The sequence below is a fragment of the Mongoliitalea sp. genome (assembly GCF_054166905.1).
The window spans coordinates 1-18,345 of sequence record NZ_JBSZCK010000028.1 but is presented as its reverse complement, the minus strand read 5'-3'; the positions used below and the strand labels follow the sequence as shown (position 1 = coordinate 18,345).

The following is an 18,345-nucleotide window of genomic DNA, read 5'->3' as shown; positions in this document are numbered from 1 at the left end:
GCATATGAAGAATTTTGAAAGGGCTATGGTTGGCCTTGATTTATCAGAGATGGATGAAATCATCCTTCCGAAAGTTTTTGCATTAGCCAATTTGCTAGGCCTAAAGAAATTGTATTTCGTTCACATAGCAAAGGACTTTGTCATCCCTGAAGAAATCAAAAAGAATTATCCAAATCTAGCGGTTCCTGTGGATGAGACTTTGGAAAAAGAAATACAGCAGTCATTAAAGTCTTTTTCTATTCCCGAAGGATTAGAATATGAGATTATAATTTTGGAAGGTAAGGCCATGTTAAACGTCCTAAAGACGGCATCAAATAAGGACGTGGATTTGATCATCATGGGGAGAAAGGAACGCTTGGCAGGCTCTGGATCATTGGCAAAAAGTATGGCTCAAAAAGCACCATGCTCTGTATTGTTTTTGACAGAGGATACTAATGTTGATGTGCCTAAGAAGATTTTGATACCAATGGATTTTTCATCCCACTCGATCCTCACCTTGCAGTTTGCAGAGCGGGTATCTAGTGAACTAGGCGCTGCTGTGCTTGGACTTCATATCTATGAAGTGCCTATCGGTTACTACAAAACAGGGAAATCTTTTGAGGAGTTTGCTCAGCTCATGAAAAAACATGCTGAAGATGATTTTCAAGCCTTCTTAAAGAGAAATAATCATCCAGCCATAGATTGTGTTTTTGAGTTGAAAACGAACATTGGTAGAGCAGAGTTGATTATTCAATCAGCAAAAAACAACAACGCAGATATGGTGATGATGGGTAGTAGAGGTAGGACAGGATCTGCTGCGGTGCTTTTAGGAAGTGTTTCCGAAGACCTAGTCCAAAAAAACAATCAACTACCAATGTTGATCGTCAAGAAAAAAGGCGAAACTATGGGCTTTTTAGATGCTTTGTCTAGGATCTAGGGTAGCTTTCTGAGATAAAAGCAAGCTTGGTCGCCTTTGTTTTGTTTGTTATACAGAAGAGCTTTTTTCTTAAAATGAGAAAGCTCTTCTTTTGTAAATACCTTTTGTGGGTCAGATTGATTTAGAGGGATACCCTTTTTATAAAGTTCTGTACCCCAAAACTGGAATTCACTGCTATCAAATACAACAGTAGTAACCTCGAATCCTAATTTTTTGGATAAGCTTTTTAGTCCATTGACACTTGGTATATGGAGGTGTCTTGGCGCATCAAGTTGTACCCAGTTTACTCCTTCTTCTTTCCATACACTAGCGTCAGCTACGGGTATTCTGATGAGCAACTGTCCATTAGGCTGGAGGAGTTGAAGCACTTGATTCAACACTTGTGCTGGGTTTGGCATGTGTTCAAGAGCGTGATGAAACATAATCAGATCAAATTTACTGCTGATGTCACCAATTTCTTTTTTTTGAAGTGAAAGACCTTCATCCACTCTTTCTTCACTCATAAATGGATCAAAACCCCAAAGGTTGGTATATCCTGCCGCATGAAGTTCATAAAGAAGCTGCCCATTTCCACAGCCTATATCTGCTATTTTGGCATTTTTGCTTGGCTGCAATACTTGCCACCAATCCCCATAAATGGGCTTAAATAGCCTGTAATTACTTAAGCGAAAGATTGTCTCTCGTACTTTTTTGAGCATTGTTTTCCACGATGGACTGCTTACCAAAGGGCTCAAACTATAATAATCTGATGCATAGTAATTACCTAGATCCTGAGGGACCTTTTCCAAAAACAGACTATGGCATTGATTGCAAGAGCTGTAGGTAAACTCTTCTTTTGTACCAAACATCATCTCCCGGGCTGTATACCTTTTGTTGTCTGGAGAGGAAAAACCGCAATAGGGGCAAGCTGGATTTGGATTAATAGGCATTTTCCCGATTGTGTATCAATTCATATACCGTACGGAAACAAATGCTCAAATCCATCCAGATAGACCAGTTTTGGATATAAAAATAATCAAGTTTAACTCGAGACCTGATTTGGTACGGGTTTTCGATTTCACCTCTAAAGCCTTTAACTTGAGCAAGACCAGTGATGCCTGGTTTGATTTTGTGTCTGGAATTATACTTTTCAATTTGGGTTTTAAAAACCTGATTCATAGGGATTGTATGTGGTCTTGGACCTACGATTGACATATCTCCCATCAGTACATTTAAAAATTGTGGCATCTCATCCAAAGAAGTATTTCTCAGAAATGCACCGATTTTGGTAACTCTAGGATCATTTTTTGTTGCCTGATGTGTGTCGGCATAATCATTGGGTGTCATAGAGCGAAACTTCAAACACTTGAATACCTGATTATTCACACCATTTCTCTCTTGAATAAAGAAAACAGGTCCTTTGGACTCTAGTTTGATAAGAAGGCCCACCAAGGGAATAAGCCAACTCAGGATAAATACAGTCACAAAAAGTGAAAAAACAAGATCAAACGTTCGCTTAAAGAAACGGTTGAGTAAGCTATCCAAGGGGATTTCGTTGACGTTGATTACAAAGAAATCACCATAGCGGGAGAAAGATAGATTCTTTTCCAGTTGAAGATTCCCTCCTGGGATTATTTTCACTTTAATATAGTGCTCATCTGCGTAATTGATGATTTTTTGTACCAGACTTTCTTTTAGACTTTCATTGATGTAAATGACGTCTAAGTCCAGATTGCTTGCATCATTAAAAAATGCTTCGACGGTTCCTTTGGTTTGATTACAGGTCGATAGGTCATCATAGTATCCAAGAAACTGAATACCAAAATCTTTCCGTAAACTGAACATACTTTCCAATTTGGAGCTGCTGTTGCCTTTTCCGATGATGACTGCTTTTCGATTGTTGAAACCAAAAGTTCGGGTTTTTCTTAAAATCAAGTGTACCCCAATACGGTAGGAACCTATAAATAGGAACAAAGCACTTGCCAATGTTATGAAATATACTAATCGAAGTGCATCAGAATACACCGGCATCCACACAATAGCAACAATGGCCAGGAACCATACCAAAGAGCCAAGTAATTTATTAAGGGTTTGTTGTGCCTCACTTGTCCTACCGTAGCGATAATCTTTCCTCAGAATGGTGATGACCAACCAAACCATAATAAATATGGAAAAAGTAGAAAATTCAGGATGGGATACAGCGCCGTATTCTTGCAATAGTGTTCCTGTCAAGAAAAAAGAAAGTACTACTACTGCAACATCGCCTACGACAAAAAACCAGGGGAAGTATTGATCAAATTTTTTTTCCATAAAAATCAATTTCAGCTTATATACGTAACGACCATCTAATCAGGATGAATCTTTCTAAATTTTTTTACGATAAACAGCTAAATTTTAAATTGTTCGTAAAATTACGAAAGAATCCCAATGGTCTATTAATTTTGTCGGATTAAATTTGATTTTGTACCAAAGCTGTAACTAGCTCAGCCCTAATGATAAATTTCTTCCAAGCCTTATTAGCTTCTTCTGACCAACCTCATTCCTTAGGCTACAAATTGCGAAATAAGCGTTTTGTAGACTTCGTAAACTTACTCAACAAACATTTTGCCAAAAGTCAGACGATTAGAATTCTAGATGTAGGTGGAACTGCTTATTTTTGGGAGGATAAAGAAATTTTCCAATCAGGAAGATTAGAAATCACCCTGCTCAACCTTTCAGAAGAGAAAAACCTTCCGAAAGGAATGAGGAGTGTCGCCGGCGATGCCACTCAAATGCCAGAGTTTGATACCAATAGTTTTGATTTAGTCTTTTCCAATTCTGTAATCGAGCATTTATACACTTGGGAAAATCAGCAGAAGATGGCTAAGGAGTGCATGCGGGTAGGAAAATACTATTTTATCCAAACCCCCAATAAGCATTTTCCTGTAGAAGCTCACTATGTGCTGCCATTCGTTCAATACATACCAAAATCTTGGACCTTTACTGTATTAACTAAAACGAAGTTGAGCAGAGGCATGCAATGGAAAGCGGCTGACGCAAAGCAATACTTGGATGAAATTCGTCTTCTTTCTTTGCCTGAAATGAAGGCGTTATTTCCTGGAAGCGCAATTTATTTGGAAAAATTTTTCGGTCTGAATAAGTCCCTTACCGCCCATAACTTGTGATGGCCATTTTGAAAACCTTGCGGATCGATTGATCTACGATGATGTTGAATTAGAAGTACGTTTGGTTGCAACAGCTTCCTGAAAAACCATTCTTTTTTAAATTCTAAAATCAGTTCTTGGAGTCCCCTTCGTTAGGCTATAGTGAAGGGGACTCTTTTTTTTGTAAAATATGTTAACGAAACATCAAAAAGCCCCATTGTTTAGTAATTTAGCCTTATGGAGTATAAATGGATGATTCGAGAGAAGGCCGACGAGTCGGTCGTTCAATCCTTGAGTAAAGATATCAATGTCAACCCAACTTTGGCCAATATGTTGGCCAATAGGGGGGTGCATAATTTTCAATTGGCGAAAGAGTTTTTTAGACCTGACCTTGATAAGCTCCATGATCCGTTTTTGATGAAAGACATGGATCGAGCGGTAGAAAGACTTCAGCAAGCCATTACGAAAAGGGAAAAGATTTTGGTATATGGAGATTATGATGTAGATGGGACGACTTCTGTCGCACTGATGTATGGTTTTTTAAATCGTTTTTATTCCCGCTTGGAGTTTTATATTCCCGATCGATACAAGGAAGGTTATGGTATTAGTGAGCGCGGTGTGCGCTACGCTGCCGAGAATGGATTTACCTTGATCATATCTCTCGACTGTGGTATAAAGGCGATACAGAAGGTGGCCCTGGGCAAGGAGCTTGGGGTAGAATTTATCATCTGTGACCACCACACCCCAGGGGAAGAACTTCCAGCGGCAGTCGCTATTTTGGATCCAAAGCGAAAAGATTGTGCCTATCCATATAAAGAGCTTAGCGGCTGTGGTGTTGGCTTCAAGTTGATTCAGGCTTTTAGTATGGTCAATAATTTAGAAGTGGCCGAAGTCATGAGTTATCTGGATTTATTGGCAATCAGTATTGCGGCGGATATTGTTCCTATTACAGGTGAAAATAGAATTTTGGCCTATTACGGCCTAGAACGTCTCAATAATAATCCTCGCCCGGGAATCAAGGCTCTGATGATCAAGAGCAACATCGAAAAAGAGATGGGTATTGGCGATATTGTTTTCAAGATTGGTCCTCGGATCAACGCTTCGGGACGCTTAGAGCATGCCAAAGCTTCTGTTGAGTTGCTGCTCTCCAAAAATCTGGATGACGCTATACAAAGGGCTGAACTTGTTGATACGGTCAATTCAGCACGTAAGAATTTCGATGAAAATATTACCAAAGAGGCTATTTCCATGATTGAAGAAATGGAAACTGTGCGAGAAATGAAGTCCACGGTACTCTTCAAAGAAGATTGGCACAAAGGGGTAATCGGTATTGTGGCATCGAGATGCATAGAAAAGTACTACCGACCTACGATCATATTGACGGAATCCAACAATAAAGCTACTGGGTCGGCCCGATCAGTCTATGATTTTGATATTTACGAAGCTATTGCCGAATGCAGTGATTTGTTGGAGCAGTTTGGAGGACATAAATATGCTGCCGGATTGACCATGTCTGTGGATAAAGTAATGGCTTTCCAAGCAAAGTTTGAGGAAGTAGTCTCCAGTAGAATTACTGATATTCACATGAAGCCAGTGTTGGAAATTGATGATGAAATTTTGCTGGATCAGATCAATTATAAGTTTTATAATATTTTAAAGCAGATGGCACCTTTTGGTCCGGGCAACCCTGAACCTATTTTCACCGTCTCTCAAGTGTATGCCGAAGAAGTGCGGATTTTGAAAGATAAACATTTACGATTCAATGTGGTCCAAGACGGTCAGGTCACTAAGCCAGTATGTATAGCTTTTGGGATGGCAGATAAGTCAGTATATCCGGATGAAATTATTTACAAAATGCTCAATAGAAAAATGCGATTTGATTTGGCTTTTGAGATCAGAGAAAATACTTTTAGAAACAACAGTAGCTTGCAGCTATATGTAAAAGACATCAAATTTGATTAAGATGAAATTACGAGCCGAACATTTGGTCAAAATATACAAAGGAAGAAGGGTGGTCAATGACATCTCTGTAGAGGTCGAGCAAGGTGAAATTGTAGGTTTACTTGGCCCTAATGGTGCAGGGAAGACCACTTCATTTTATATGATCGTAGGGTTGATTCAGCCTAACGAAGGTGAAATCTACTTGGAAGATCAAAATATTACCAAACTCCCCATGTATAAGCGGGCCAAATTGGGTTTAGGCTATTTGGCACAGGAAGCCTCAGTTTTCAGAAAGCTGTCAGTAGAAGAAAATATCATGGCTGTTTTGGAAATGACCAATAAAAACAAAGCTGAGCGCAAAGAGAAAGTAGAAAGCTTATTGGAAGAGTTTAGCTTGACACATGTTCGCAAAAATTTAGGAATGGTCCTTTCCGGTGGAGAGCGAAGAAGAACAGAGATTGCGAGAGCTTTGGCAGTTGATCCTAAGTTTGTGTTGCTCGATGAGCCATTTGCAGGTGTAGATCCGATAGCGGTAGAAGAAATACAGACAATCGTAGCCAAGTTGAAAAACAAGAATATCGGCATCTTGATTACCGATCATAATGTGAACGAAACCTTATCGATTACTGATCGGGCTTATTTGATGTTTGAAGGAAAATTATTGAAAGCAGGGACAGCGGAGGAATTAGCAGCAGATGAGCAAGTTCGAAGAGTGTACCTTGGTCAACATTTTGAACTCAAACGAAAAACTTTTAGCTAATGGAAGTTATCAACTCCTTTATGACCTGGATACTCAAGTACCGCATAGGTCAGATTGAAAATTTCAAAAAAAACCCCATTGCAGTGCAGCAAGACTTGTTAGAGGATTTACTCGATAAAGCTAAGCGTACCAGTTTTGGAAAAAAGTATGGGTTTGCCGACATCACCTCTTATGAGGAGTTTGACAAGCAGGTTCCCGTGGCGGATTATGAAAAGTATCAACCAACCTTTGAGCGGATACTGAAAGGTGAACAGGAACTCCTGTGGCCTACTGACATAGAGTGGTTTTCCAAGTCCTCCGGTACTACATCAAGCAGAAGCAAATACATACCTGTATCTCAAGAAGCATTGGAAGAGTGTCACTTCAAGGCAGGAAAGGATATGTTGTCCCTTTATATCAACAATTATCCCGATACAAAACTTTTTACAGGAAAGAGCCTCAGCATAGGCGGAAGCTTAAGTAAAAATCCCATGGATGCTGCTAGCTCCATACAAGTAGGAGATATCTCTGCGGTAATTATGGAGAATTTGCCTCTATGGGTGCAATTTGCCCGTACGCCAAGCTTGGATGTTGCGCTTATGTCCGAGTGGGAGGCCAAAATCGAGGCAATGGCTAAGGAGTGCATGCAAGAAAATGTCACAAGCATTGCCGGCGTGCCTACCTGGACTATTGTATTGATCAAAAAGATTCTAGAGCTATCTGGAAAATCTAATATTTTGGAAGTCTGGCCAAATTTGGAAGTTTTCTTTCACGGAGCAGTGGCATTTGGACCGTATCGCAAACTTTTTGAATCCTTGATTCCATCTCCAAAAATGAGATATATGGAGACCTATAATGCCTCCGAAGGCTTCTTTGCTATACAGGATCAAAAAAACTCTGAAGAGCTCCTATTGATGTTGGATTATGGGATTTTCTATGAATTTATTCCTATGGAAGAATGGGAAAAAGAAAATCCTACCTTGATACCATTGGAAGGTGTGGAAATTGGTAAAAATTATGCGGTAGTCATCACTACCAATGCAGGACTATGGCGCTACAAAATTGGTGATACAGTCAAATTCACCAGTATTGCTCCTTATCGCCTGAAAATTTCCGGGCGCACAAAACACTACATCAATGCTTTTGGGGAAGAGGTAATTGTAGAGAACGCAGAGCAAGCGGTGGCTAAGGCGTCCGATTTGACAAATGCGATTATCAAGAATTTTTCAGCAGCGCCCGTATATTTTGGAGATTCCCAAGAACAGGCGGCTCATGAGTGGATCATTGAATTTGAGCAAATGCCTGATTCTAAGGAAAGATTTGCAGAGATCTTGGATCAAACCTTACGAGAGATTAATTCTGATTATGATGCAAAGCGATATAAAGATCTAGCACTAGTTCGTCCCAAGATTCATTTTGTGGAGGAAGGTCTTTTTGAAAAATGGCTAAAATCCAAAGGTAAATTGGGCGGACAAAATAAGGTGCCTCGTTTGTCCAATACACGTGAGCACTTAGATGAACTTCTTCAATTGATTTAATCAAAAAGCCGTCGGAAGACCAAATTCAAAATGGTTTCCAACGGCTAGTATTCGTTAATTCAAGTGGGGATTAACCAACCTCTGGTGCCAAGCCAACGCGCTCAGGAGACCTCCATAGCGCAGAAAGCAATAACTCTCTCATAAATAGAAACTCTTTTGGTATCTTGTCATAGGACTGTTCGAATAGCTCACTGTGTCCAAGCAGTTCTTTTTTCCAAGGTTCACGTTCAATCACCATGATGCTATCAAAGTCTTCTTTCGGGAAGTCCAATCCAGACCAATCCATGTCTTTGTAGCGTGGTCTCCAGCCAATCGGACATTCTACAGCAGATATTTTACCTTTGCATCGGCCGATAATCCATTTCAAAACACGCATATTGTCTCCGAATCCAGGCCAGATAAAGTTTCCATCTTTATCTTTTCTAAACCAGTTGACACCGAATATCCTTGGAGCATTTTGAAGGTCTCTGCCAAACTGTAGCCAATGATTGAAGTAATCACCCATATGATAGCCCATGAACGGAAGCATGGCAAATGGATCTCTTCGTACCTTTCCAACTTCACCAAAGGCTGCTGCGGTCATTTCTGAACCCATTGTGGCCGCCATGTATACACCAAAGTTCCAATTAAAGGCTTGGTATACCAAAGGAACGGCCGTACTTCTTCTACCTCCAAAGATAAATGCTAAGATTGGAACACCCTCTGGGTTTTCCCATTCAGAATCAATCACTGGGTTTTGCTCAGCAGGTGCAGTGAATCTAGAGTTTGGATGGGCAGCAGGTTTACCTGAATTTTTGTCGTAAGGTTTACCATGCCAGTCGATCAATCCGTCTGGAACTTCCTTGCTCATGCCTTCCCACCATACATCTCCATCTGGTGTAATGGCTACATTGGTGAAGATGGTATTTTCTTTCACACTTTCCATAGCTGATGGATTCGTGTGGTAGTTGGTTCCAGGCGCTACTCCAAAATATCCCGCTTCTGGATTAATCGCATGTAGTTTTCCATCTTTTCCTTTATGAATCCATGCGATATCATCTCCGATTGTTGTGATTTTCCAGCCTCCCATTTCTTTTGGTGGAAGCATCATGGCAAAATTGGTTTTTCCACAAGCACTTGGGAATGCAGCTGCTACATAACTTTTATCACCTTCTGGGCTTTCTACACCCATGATGAGCATATGTTCCGCTAACCACCCCTCTTCTCGTGCCATGGAGGAGGCAATTCTTAGTGCAAAACATTTTTTACCCAACAAGGCATTACCTCCATATCCAGAACCATAAGAAATAATTAATTTATCTTCCGGGAAGTGAGAGATGTATTTTACAGTTGGATTACATGGCCACTTGACGTCTTCTTGTCCTTCTTCCAAAGGAGCGCCCAACGTATGTATACACTTAACAGTGTTATCATCCAAATATGGAAGTACTTGATTACCAATGCGGGTCATTATTTTCATGTTGACCACTACGTATTCGGAATCTGTGATTTCTATGCCATATCTCGATAAAGGAGATCCAACAGGGCCCATACAGAAAGGAATCACATACATGGTGCGTCCTTTCATGCTTCCTGCTGTCAAGCCATCCAAGATTTCTTTCATTTCCGCAGGGGCCATCCAATTGTTGGTGGGACCTGCATCTTCTTTTCTTCTGCTACAGATATACGTTCTATCTTCTACCCTTGCTACATCTGAAGGATCAGAGAAGCAGGCAAAGCTGTTTGGTCTTTTTTCAGGATTTAACTTGATAAATGTACCTTTATCAACAAGCATCTGACACATATTGTCATACTCTTCTTGGGTGCCATCACACCAGTGTACTGCGTTTGGTTGGAAGTGAGCGGCCATTGCATCAACCCAGGCCTTTAATTCGGTTTTTACTTCAGCTATCATGGCTATCAGTTTATAATGAAACAAAAGTTAGTTCAATAGTTTCTTTCATCAATGAAATCTCTCAATAAACCAATGGCTTATTGACTTTTCATCATCAAAATTAACTTTTTAATCTAGGAAAATAGGCTTAGGCTTGATGATATAAATTTGAACAAAAGATGATTATTCTCATAGGATTTTTGCAAAAAGGTTGTTAAAAATCTATAGCTGGCCAATGAAATGGTTTCAATGAAGCCGTAGGTTCTTGATGTAGTAGTTCTAGAGCTATTGCCTCTCCCAATCCGGCGGAATGCTTAAAACCGTGTCCGCTGCATGCAGAGGCCACTATTACCTCCGGAAAGTCAGGCAAGCGATCTACAATAAAATAAGAATCGGGGGTTACCGTGTAAAGACAGGTTTTGGATCGCAAGACACCTCTTTTAAGCCCATTGAATTTTCCTTGAAGCTTATCTTTTATGAAAGCATTTTGCTCTTCTTCGGAAATTATCCTGTGGACTGTGTCTGCATGATGGCTTGCAATAAAGGATTCAGAGGCCATTTTTACAGATGAGCCATCTAAGGAAGGAAAACCATAAATGAAGTCTTCGGGATTGGGGCCAAACCCCCACATATAGACAGGGCAAGCTCCTGTTTTATAATAGCCTGAATCAATTGGCAGCCAATGAAGGATTTGTCGACAAATTTTGAAGTGGGATTTATAGAAACTGGGTATAAAATCCTTAACCCAAGCTCCTGCACTAATACTTACCTGCCCTGCTTCTATTATTCCATGATTGGTTTCGATGAGTACCCCCCCACCTGGAATTGGTTTCAATCCAAGTACTTTTGTGTGGGTTTTGATGGCAGCCCCATACTTGGTAGCTAAAGCTAATTGGGTTGAGACCGCGAGCTCAGGTAGAACATATCCTGCTGATGGTTCATAGTAAACTTGTCCAGTACTCTCCAAGTTGAATTCCTCGAATCGTTTTTTTAATTCCTTAGCATCAAAGACTTCGTGTGGCACACCGGATTCGATTGCAAAATTGACAGTTCGATCAAAAAAACCTTCCGACCCGTGTTTAGCCCATGCTTCATTGCCCGAATCCATCAAAATGCCTCCAACTTGGTAGAAAAGTTTTTCCCCAGTAGCTTGGTAGATTTCATCCCAAATCTCGTGTGATCGCCTTACAAAAGGAATGAAATCAAATCCTTCACCGACTGCCAATCTACTGATACGGGTTTCTCCATGGGTGGACCCCATGTCATGAGGAGGTGAAAATTGATCAATTCCCAAGATCTTTTTTCCATGTTTACTGAGTTGATATAAGGTAGCGGCACCTATGGCTCCGAGACCTATGACAGCGATGTCTACGTTTGTTCGATTCATGGATCATAAGATAAAAATAATTGGTACAATCTTGTTGAGAAAAGGGCATAAAAAAAAACCGGCCTCGTCTTCACCCTGAACCCAGCCGGTTTTAAAAAAATAAAGGAAACAAAGAATAACCTTATTTCAATCCAAAGATAAAAACAAAAAAAATAAGAAAATGGCAAATTGAGTAAGTGTAGAAAATTAGCATAAAAGTGTCGATTTTTGTAAATAAGCGTTCAGCAACCTTGCTATTTTTGGGTGTATTTCTGCATAGGACCATGTGTACTGACGGGGATTTTCACCCGAATTGTGGTCCCCATACCTTCCTCACTTTGAATGGAAATTGCATCGGGAAGTGCATTGGGTAATAAGGAAATCCTTTCAGCAACAAGTTCGAGACCCCTGCTTCTATGGGACTTATTGGCCTTTACAGATATGCCAATTCCATTATCAGAAATCAAACAGCTTATATTCCCTTGCTCTATAGCCTCAAATAAAACTGTAATTCTTGGTTCATTTATTGACGAAGGAAATGCATGTACAAATGCATTCTCAATAAAGGGTTGAATAAACATGGGAGGTATTTCAATAAACTCAGGATCTAAACTCGAGTCTAATCTCACATCCCATTGTACCCTGTTGGCCATTCGTTCGTTTTCTACGGCCATGTATGTCCGCAAGTACTCTGCTTCTTGTGATAGTTTGATGCTGTTGCTTTTGGAGTTATCCAGTGTTTTGCGGATTAGCTTAGAAAACTTTGATAAAAACTGTACTGCTCTATCGGTATCGTTTTTTAAAATAAAGTATTGGATAGAATTGATAGCGTTGAATATAAAATGAGGATTCATTTGGCTTCTCAAGGCCTCTAGTTTTGTTTCTGCGATTTTTCTTTCTACTGCCTCAGCTTCTTTGATTTGGTTAATGCGTAACCTGAAAGTGCTAAAGATGATGATAACGGCTAGGAAAACAGCAACTATGATAAACCAATTCTGTAAATAGACTGGAGGTAGTACTTTTATCTCCAAGAGATTGAAGTATTCCGTTTTTCCAGAATGCAAGTCAAAGACCTCCACTTCCAGGGTATAATCACCATAATTTAGATAAGATAAATAGATTTCGTTATCTGTGCTAAAAGGTGTCCAATCCTGGTCTTCGCTCAAGCGATACCTGTACTGAAGTTTTTCTGGATACAAGAGACGACTTGGTTGTAATTGTATGAGAAGGGATGAAGGGGATTTTTTGAGAATGATTTTTTCAGGAATATAGCTTAGCCACTCCATTTCATCCCTATTGTAAGGCTTAAAATCTACTAAGAGCTTGGTGATTTTCAATTGATAAGATTGATAGGCATCACTTAATATAGATGGCAGATCGATTTTAATGTAAGCGTCTTCGTAACCTAAGTATAGATCCTCTCCGATGATTTTGTAACTCTTGATGATTGTTTTTCTTAGACCTTGTTCTGCATCAATCAACTTGATGTTTCCATCTTGGTAAATGTTGAGACCTTTTTCTGTTATGATGAGAATAGCATCTCTAAATGCTTTTACACCTATTATAGAGCTGCCATAAATAGAGCTTTTAGAAATTTTCAAGACTTCCTTAAATACTTCCTCGTCCTCGATTAAAAAAACATCTCCAAACTCTGCACCTACAATTAGCTGATTTCCTCCGGTAGGATAGATGCTTTTGATTTTTTCTACACTCCAAGTTCCTGATTCTTTGAATGAAAAAAACCCATTTTCATCTAATCGAAACAAGCCTGAGAAAACAGATGAAAAGTATGTCTTAGTATTTTTACTGACAATTTGGGAAAGCATATCAGGTGTTTCCGGAACCTCATGATTGTAATACTGGTAATTTTTAGGGGTGGATAGATCGGGATAAATCCGCAATCCACCGTAAGGGTTACTCTCAATAAGGTAGCCTTCTGGGGTAAATCCTATGACAAAGCTATGAAGTGGGAGATAGCACATGATATCCCCTGTTATTGATACCTGAAAAATACCAATATTGCTATTTATCCAAAAAGTGTTTTCATGCTTAATAAGTCTATAAAAAATGATTTCATCTTCAGTTAAACGTGGATTAAATTCATAAAAATCATCTTCCAGTCGAGGTATCCAAGCATTAGGATTATTAAAATATCGCTGTTGAACAGTTTTAAACGCATTTAATGAAAGTTTTTTGGATAGTAAAGGTAAGTGTAAACCATCGCTTCTAAGTATGGCTTCCAACTCATCGTCTCCGCAAAATCCTAAGACTTCTACTCCCTGCGTATCAAATAGAAGAATTCTATCCGAAAGATTGACTTCATATAGACCCTTGTCCAAACTACCTAGGTATAAGGTTGTAGAGGAAGTATGATATGCCATCGACCAAAGGTTTTTGCTATCTATCTGAAAGCGCTTGTTGAGGGAAATCAAGTTATTCGGTGAAACTTCAAAAATTCCACCATTAGGACTGTAAAGACCAGTAGCAGTACCAACTAGACCATAAGCCGTTTCTTGGAAATTGTAAAAATTAGAACTTGCCTCTACTCTGTCAGGTTCAGGATTCTTGGAAATAAGGACCTCAAGATTGAAATGTAATAATTCTTCTCTTCCTGATATAACAATATGATTTTCCTGCTGATGAAGGCTGTAGATGTATTCCAATTCATTGACTTTTTCAGCAGTATATGTATCTCCTGAAATTTTCACTTCAAATATTCCGTTCCTATAAGTCGTATAAAACAAACGATTTTGAAACGTGAAGAAACCTGAGATGAAATTGCATGCCTCATTTCCTTGGCTGCCTTGGACTTTTAACACCGAAAGATTTTTACTATCAATAAGGTTAAGTCCATTCGTTGTGCCGACCAAAACATAATCATCAACAATATGTAATGTTCTGATAAAAGGGTTGTACAATCCTTCTTGGATCTTGTGGAAGCTTTTACCATCAAACATGCTAACCCCTCCCCCGTAACTGCCAAACCACATCTTTCCTTCTTGGTCTTCTGTAATTGCCCAACAGGAATTAAATGCTAGACCGTCTTCCGTAAAGAAGCTTAAAAATTCCTGATTACGCTTGATTGCAATCCCGTTTTCGGTTCCAATCCAAAGCAGTTCTCTGGAGTCTACATAGAGAGATCTGATGGAATTATTAGGCAGGCCATCTGCAATCGAATATTTTTTTGTGATTTGTTGCTGCGCCGGTGTAGCTGCAGTATGACCTATCCAACAGGCAATACTCATGAGTAGCCGGACGATAACTTTCAAAGGTCTTGATGCCTTACTCAAAGTTAAAAAGGAGATTTTTTCGTCGAATAGATACATTCAATTCCTTTCCTGATCGTAGCACAAGTTTATTTTCAGTTCGAATGTAACGTTGAATTTCTTTGAGATTTACCAAATAAGACTGATGCACACGTGCAAAGACTTCTTTTGGCAAAATTTCCTCCACAGCTCCCAATGTTTTGGTCAACGTAATATATTCTCCACTCAATTTATACACAATGGTATAATTTTTCTTTGCTTCACAATACGAGATTTCATCATGTTTGATAAACTCCAACCCGTAAATTGTTGCAAAGGCGCTTACATTGAGCAACTCAGACTGTTTGGATATTTTTTTCTCCGAGCTTTGTCTACTAAGGAACTTGAAAATTGTTTTCTGAAACTCCACGCCATCAAGTGGTTTGAGCAAATAATCAAAAGCATCTTTTTTGATGGCTTCTATCGCGTAATCTTCATGAGCAGTAGTGAAAATTACCTCAAATGATCGCTCTCCTATGATGTCTAATAATTCTATACCCGTTTGGTCGGGCATTTGTACATCTAAAAAAACTAAATCAGGTTCTTCTTTGTGAATAGCTGTTAAGCCCTCTTCTACGTTGGAGCATTTGGCGACGACTTTCACAATTTTACTGAAATGCTTACTAATAAACATTTCCAAGTTCTCTTGTGCATGGAATTCATCATCTATAATGATGGCTTTAATCATGGTGACTGGAATTGGGTGGGTGACTTTAACGATTTAAAATTACATTAGCTCCAGACAGCAAAAAATACCCTGTTTTGGGTATTTTTTGCCCTTTTTTCACTAATAAGTTAGCCAACAAAGCGTTTTTTATAATTTTTTCAATATGAAAAAAAAATAAGATTGAAAAATTCATAAAATCAAACCAGCGTTTGCTTCCTGAGATTTTAATTTTCCGTTGGAGTTGTTTGATGTAACTAAAAATATTTTTAGTTTTAGAGAAGCCTTTTAGGACACATGAAAAACCTAACTTATTTACTCTGTTCGCTTGCATTGTTGCTAGCTTGCAATTCTGCCACCAAAGACAATATACAAGGAGATTTTTCTTCATTTAATCTTGCGATAGATACCGTTCTTGTAGACTCCAAAGACGAAATCCTCATGGCGGCTGTCAATGCCTTTTCCCACGCTTATACTGAGGATTCCAAAACATTGATTAATTGGTCTTTTGATGCAGGTGAACTGGAAATAGTGGACTTGGATAAAATGGAATTGGTCAAAAAGATACCCATAGAAAAAGAAGGTCCTGATGGTGTCGGGCAAAATGCCTATCAATTCCAGCTGCTATCGGATGGACGAATGGCTTTTATCGGTTGGGATGATAAAATAGTGATCACAAACTCAGAAGGAAAAGTGCTTGAGCGATTGAGTTTGGATAAGCCATGGATGTTGGAGCAAAAGGGTGAAAAAGAATCGCTTTCTTTTTTGGGATTTTCTGAAGATGGAAATACGATTTATTGCAAGTTTTTAAACTTTGAAACGCTTAATCCGGATGTGTTAGTATTGGATTTGGTCAATGAAAGTAGCCGAATCATCCCAATGCCTGCCTTCCAAATGATGGATAAATACAAAGTGAAGTGGACCTCAGATGATGGCAGAAGCATGTCCATGTGGCATCCCTCCCATGATATGCTTCCTTGGAAAAGTGAGCTGTTATTTTTTACCAATGCAATGAACGGAGTATATAAATATACAGTAGCATCTGACTCTTTGCGGTTATTGTCATACAACAATCAGCTGACCGCTAGCAGCAAGACGGGCTCCTACAAAAATGAGACTTCAAGCATAGAAGAAATGAGGGCTGAAACAGCAAAAATCTATCAGGAAGTTACTTTTACGCAACCGCTGTGGGATGAGCAAAAGCAGGTGTTTTACAGAATTAGCTATATGGACCTTCCCAAAGTAGGAGAGGAACCAATAAAAAAGCGAGTCTTCCTAAGCGTGTTGAGTGCTAACTTTGAACTATTGGGAGAAAAAGAGCTGACCATGGGTTCATTTGATAAGACTCCTTCACCCAAGTTTGTAAAGGATGGAAAGCTGCATTTGTTTCTCAACTTAGACGATGAATTAGCGTATATGCGCTTGTCTATCAATCAGTAATCTTATAAACTAACCTTCTACCATATGAACAAGTTTTTCAAATCTCTTTTCTTCCTTCTAGTGCTAGGATTCCTAGCTTTTGCTTGCAATACCAGTGAGCAACGGGGCGAGCAAGCATTGGCTGAATTGACTTTTAGCATGGATACAGTCATGGTCGATCCGGGAGATGATGTTATTTACCTCAATGATAATTTATTCCTATCGGATGTATCCCCCGATGGGAAGTTTTTATACAACTTTAACAGGCGGGAGAATATCCTAGAAACCATAGATTTGGAAAAACTAGGCTTGCTTGGAAAAACCACCTTTGAAAAAGAAGGGCCCAATGGCATAGGCGCTTTTCTAAGTGGGTTTTCCGCAATAGGAAAAGGTAACCTGCTGCTATGGAGCTATGGACTGACAGCTGAATTTTCGGATGATGCCGTAAAAGTGAAGGATTTCCCCTTGTTAAAGGCTTTAGGTATTTCAGAGGACGACCGCTCTGTCTATCCCACAAAATTGTTGAAAGTAAGTGGGTCTGAAGATAGAGTGATTGGCATGTTTATAGAGTGGAGTACTCAACGGTACTTTTTGGTGGATTTGGACGGCGAAAATGCCGAAGTAATCGAGTTGCCTGCACTCAATAAGCTGAAAGAAGTATCAACAGACATTTTATATGATGGGCAATGGATGGGAAGTTTTGGGTCTGGTGTGGTTTCTTCTGTTCAGGGGGATAAACTGTTGATTGGCAACACGGTTTTCAATGAATTGTATATCTATGACCCTGCCTCACGTACACTAGTCGAAAAATCTTGGGATGGCCCAATAGTTGGTAAGCAGCGGACGTATATGGGGCCCAAAAGTGTAGAAGGTGAAAGCCCGCAGCAATACGAGGAAATGAAAAAAGTAGAGGAGGATTTTACTTTTTTGAGTTTCCATTGGGATGCTCAGCATGAGCGGTACTATCGTTTTGTATACAAAAAGACCTTTGGAGAAGAAAAGGAAGAATGGGGTTCGTATAAAGCGACTGGGATGAAGCTATACCTGAGTGTGTTTGATAAGAATTTTGAATTGCTAGGAGAAACGTTGGTACCCCTTTCCCTTAATAGGTTAAGTAAGGTATTTGTGAAGGATGGACAGATTTGGATCTATCAAAATATGGAGGATGAGTTGGGTTTTGTGAGGGTGAAGGTGGGCATGTAACTTTAACCGCAGAGGTCGCTAAGTTTTTTCGCAGAGCTCGCAAAGGCGAAATTATGTCTTTCTTAGAGTTCTTTGGGTAACTTTTGGATCTTGGTGGTGGAGGTTAACCGTGGAGTTTGCTAAGTTTTTTCGCAGAGTTCTCAGAGTTGGAATTGCGTCTTTTTTAGGGTTCCTAGGGTAACCTTTAGATCTTGGCGATGAAGATAAACCTCAGAGTACGCTAAGTTTTTTCGGAGAGTTCGCAGAGGTGGAATTGTGT

The 18,345-nt window shown here is 39.5% G+C and carries 13 protein-coding genes; 7 read left to right on the top strand and 6 right to left on the bottom strand.

Going from position 1 to position 18,345, the window contains the following annotated elements; translation table 11 throughout:
- Positions 1-4: 4 nt before the first annotated feature.
- Positions 5-916 carry a universal stress protein gene (locus ACXIUD_RS10435; RefSeq protein WP_458052577.1) on the top strand — a complete coding sequence of 304 codons (912 nt, stop codon included), beginning with the start codon at positions 5-7 and terminating at the stop codon, positions 914-916.
- On the opposite strand, the gene ACXIUD_RS10430 is transcribed toward ACXIUD_RS10435, so the two are convergent.
- Both ACXIUD_RS10430 and ACXIUD_RS10425 read right to left on the bottom strand, forming a co-directional pair.
- Positions 913-1,845: a class I SAM-dependent methyltransferase gene (locus ACXIUD_RS10430; RefSeq protein WP_458052576.1), complete on the bottom strand. Its 933-nt coding sequence runs from the start codon at positions 1,843-1,845 to the stop codon at positions 913-915. The genes ACXIUD_RS10435 and ACXIUD_RS10430 overlap by 4 nt on opposite strands.
- The gene (locus ACXIUD_RS10425) at positions 1,835-3,205 is read right to left on the bottom strand and encodes an exopolysaccharide biosynthesis polyprenyl glycosylphosphotransferase (protein WP_458052575.1); all 1,371 of its coding nucleotides are present in this window, start codon (positions 3,203-3,205) and stop codon (positions 1,835-1,837) included. The genes ACXIUD_RS10430 and ACXIUD_RS10425 overlap by 11 nt, the downstream gene beginning before the upstream one ends.
- Positions 3,206-3,387: 182 nt before the next feature.
- On the opposite strand from ACXIUD_RS10425, the gene ACXIUD_RS10420 reads away from it, so the two are divergent.
- The 4 genes from ACXIUD_RS10420 (at position 3,388) to ACXIUD_RS10405 (ending at position 8,256) form a co-directional block, all read left to right on the top strand.
- Positions 3,388-4,059 carry a class I SAM-dependent methyltransferase gene (locus tag ACXIUD_RS10420; protein WP_458052574.1) on the top strand — a complete coding sequence of 224 codons (672 nt, stop codon included), beginning with the start codon at positions 3,388-3,390 and terminating at the stop codon, positions 4,057-4,059.
- Between the two features lie 216 nt (positions 4,060-4,275).
- A complete protein-coding gene (recJ, locus tag ACXIUD_RS10415) occupies positions 4,276-6,000 on the top strand; it encodes a single-stranded-DNA-specific exonuclease RecJ (RefSeq protein WP_458052573.1) in 1,725 nt (574 codons plus the stop codon).
- Between the two features lies 1 nt (position 6,001).
- A complete protein-coding gene (gene lptB, locus ACXIUD_RS10410) occupies positions 6,002-6,739 on the top strand; it encodes an LPS export ABC transporter ATP-binding protein (RefSeq protein WP_189582160.1) in 738 nt (245 codons plus the stop codon).
- On the top strand, positions 6,739-8,256 hold the full coding sequence (locus tag ACXIUD_RS10405) for a GH3 auxin-responsive promoter family protein (RefSeq protein WP_458052572.1): 1,518 nt from the start codon (positions 6,739-6,741) through the stop codon (positions 8,254-8,256). The genes lptB and ACXIUD_RS10405 overlap by 1 nt, the downstream gene beginning before the upstream one ends.
- Positions 8,257-8,326: 70 nt before the next feature.
- Here ACXIUD_RS10405 and ACXIUD_RS10400 read toward each other — a convergent pair whose 3' ends face one another.
- The 4 genes from ACXIUD_RS10400 to ACXIUD_RS10385 all read right to left on the bottom strand — a co-directional run bounded on the left by ACXIUD_RS10400 (position 8,327) and on the right by ACXIUD_RS10385 (position 15,488).
- A complete protein-coding gene (locus ACXIUD_RS10400) occupies positions 8,327-10,150 on the bottom strand; it encodes a phosphoenolpyruvate carboxykinase (GTP) (RefSeq protein WP_458052571.1) in 1,824 nt (607 codons plus the stop codon).
- Positions 10,151-10,343: 193 nt separating this feature from the next.
- A complete protein-coding gene (gene solA / locus ACXIUD_RS10395; RefSeq protein ID WP_458052570.1) occupies positions 10,344-11,516 on the bottom strand; it encodes an N-methyl-L-tryptophan oxidase in 1,173 nt (390 codons plus the stop codon).
- A gap of 233 nt (positions 11,517-11,749) precedes the next feature.
- Entirely contained in the window at positions 11,750-14,785 is a 3,036-nt protein-coding gene (locus ACXIUD_RS10390) for a histidine kinase (RefSeq protein WP_458052569.1), read from the bottom strand.
- Positions 14,778-15,488, bottom strand: a complete 711-nt coding sequence (locus tag ACXIUD_RS10385; RefSeq protein WP_458052568.1) for a LytR/AlgR family response regulator transcription factor — start codon at positions 15,486-15,488, stop codon at positions 14,778-14,780. Before ACXIUD_RS10385 ends, ACXIUD_RS10390 begins: the two co-directional genes overlap by 8 nt.
- Before the next feature lie 273 nt (positions 15,489-15,761).
- On the opposite strand from ACXIUD_RS10385, the gene ACXIUD_RS10380 reads away from it, so the two are divergent.
- Positions 15,762-16,904 (top strand): DUF4221 family protein, encoded by a 1,143-nt coding sequence (locus ACXIUD_RS10380; protein WP_458052567.1) that lies wholly within the window; start codon positions 15,762-15,764, stop codon positions 16,902-16,904.
- Positions 16,905-16,928: 24 nt separating this feature from the next.
- Positions 16,929-18,086, top strand: coding sequence for a DUF4221 family protein (locus ACXIUD_RS10375; protein ID WP_458052566.1), 1,158 nt, complete (start codon positions 16,929-16,931; stop codon positions 18,084-18,086).
- Positions 18,087-18,345 lie beyond the last annotated feature (259 nt).

Excerpts from the sequence above, each read along its gene's own strand:
- ACXIUD_RS10435 (WP_458052577.1), top strand. The coding sequence starts at position 5 with ATGAAGAATTTTGAAAGGGCTATGGTTGGCCTTGATTTATCAGAGATG.
- ACXIUD_RS10430 (WP_458052576.1), bottom strand. The coding sequence starts at position 1,845 with ATGCCTATTAATCCAAATCCAGCTTGCCCCTATTGCGGTTTTTCCTCT.
- ACXIUD_RS10425 (WP_458052575.1), bottom strand. The coding sequence starts at position 3,205 with ATGGAAAAAAAATTTGATCAATACTTCCCCTGGTTTTTTGTCGTAGGC.
- ACXIUD_RS10420 (WP_458052574.1), top strand. The coding sequence starts at position 3,388 with ATGATAAATTTCTTCCAAGCCTTATTAGCTTCTTCTGACCAACCTCAT.
- recJ (WP_458052573.1), top strand. The coding sequence starts at position 4,276 with ATGGAGTATAAATGGATGATTCGAGAGAAGGCCGACGAGTCGGTCGTT.
- lptB (WP_189582160.1), top strand. The coding sequence starts at position 6,002 with ATGAAATTACGAGCCGAACATTTGGTCAAAATATACAAAGGAAGAAGG.
- ACXIUD_RS10405 (WP_458052572.1), top strand. The coding sequence starts at position 6,739 with ATGGAAGTTATCAACTCCTTTATGACCTGGATACTCAAGTACCGCATA.
- ACXIUD_RS10400 (WP_458052571.1), bottom strand. The coding sequence starts at position 10,150 with ATGATAGCTGAAGTAAAAACCGAATTAAAGGCCTGGGTTGATGCAATG.
- solA (WP_458052570.1), bottom strand. The coding sequence starts at position 11,516 with ATGAATCGAACAAACGTAGACATCGCTGTCATAGGTCTCGGAGCCATA.
- ACXIUD_RS10385 (WP_458052568.1), bottom strand. The coding sequence starts at position 15,488 with ATGATTAAAGCCATCATTATAGATGATGAATTCCATGCACAAGAGAAC.
- ACXIUD_RS10380 (WP_458052567.1), top strand. The coding sequence starts at position 15,762 with ATGAAAAACCTAACTTATTTACTCTGTTCGCTTGCATTGTTGCTAGCT.
- ACXIUD_RS10375 (WP_458052566.1), top strand. The coding sequence starts at position 16,929 with ATGAACAAGTTTTTCAAATCTCTTTTCTTCCTTCTAGTGCTAGGATTC.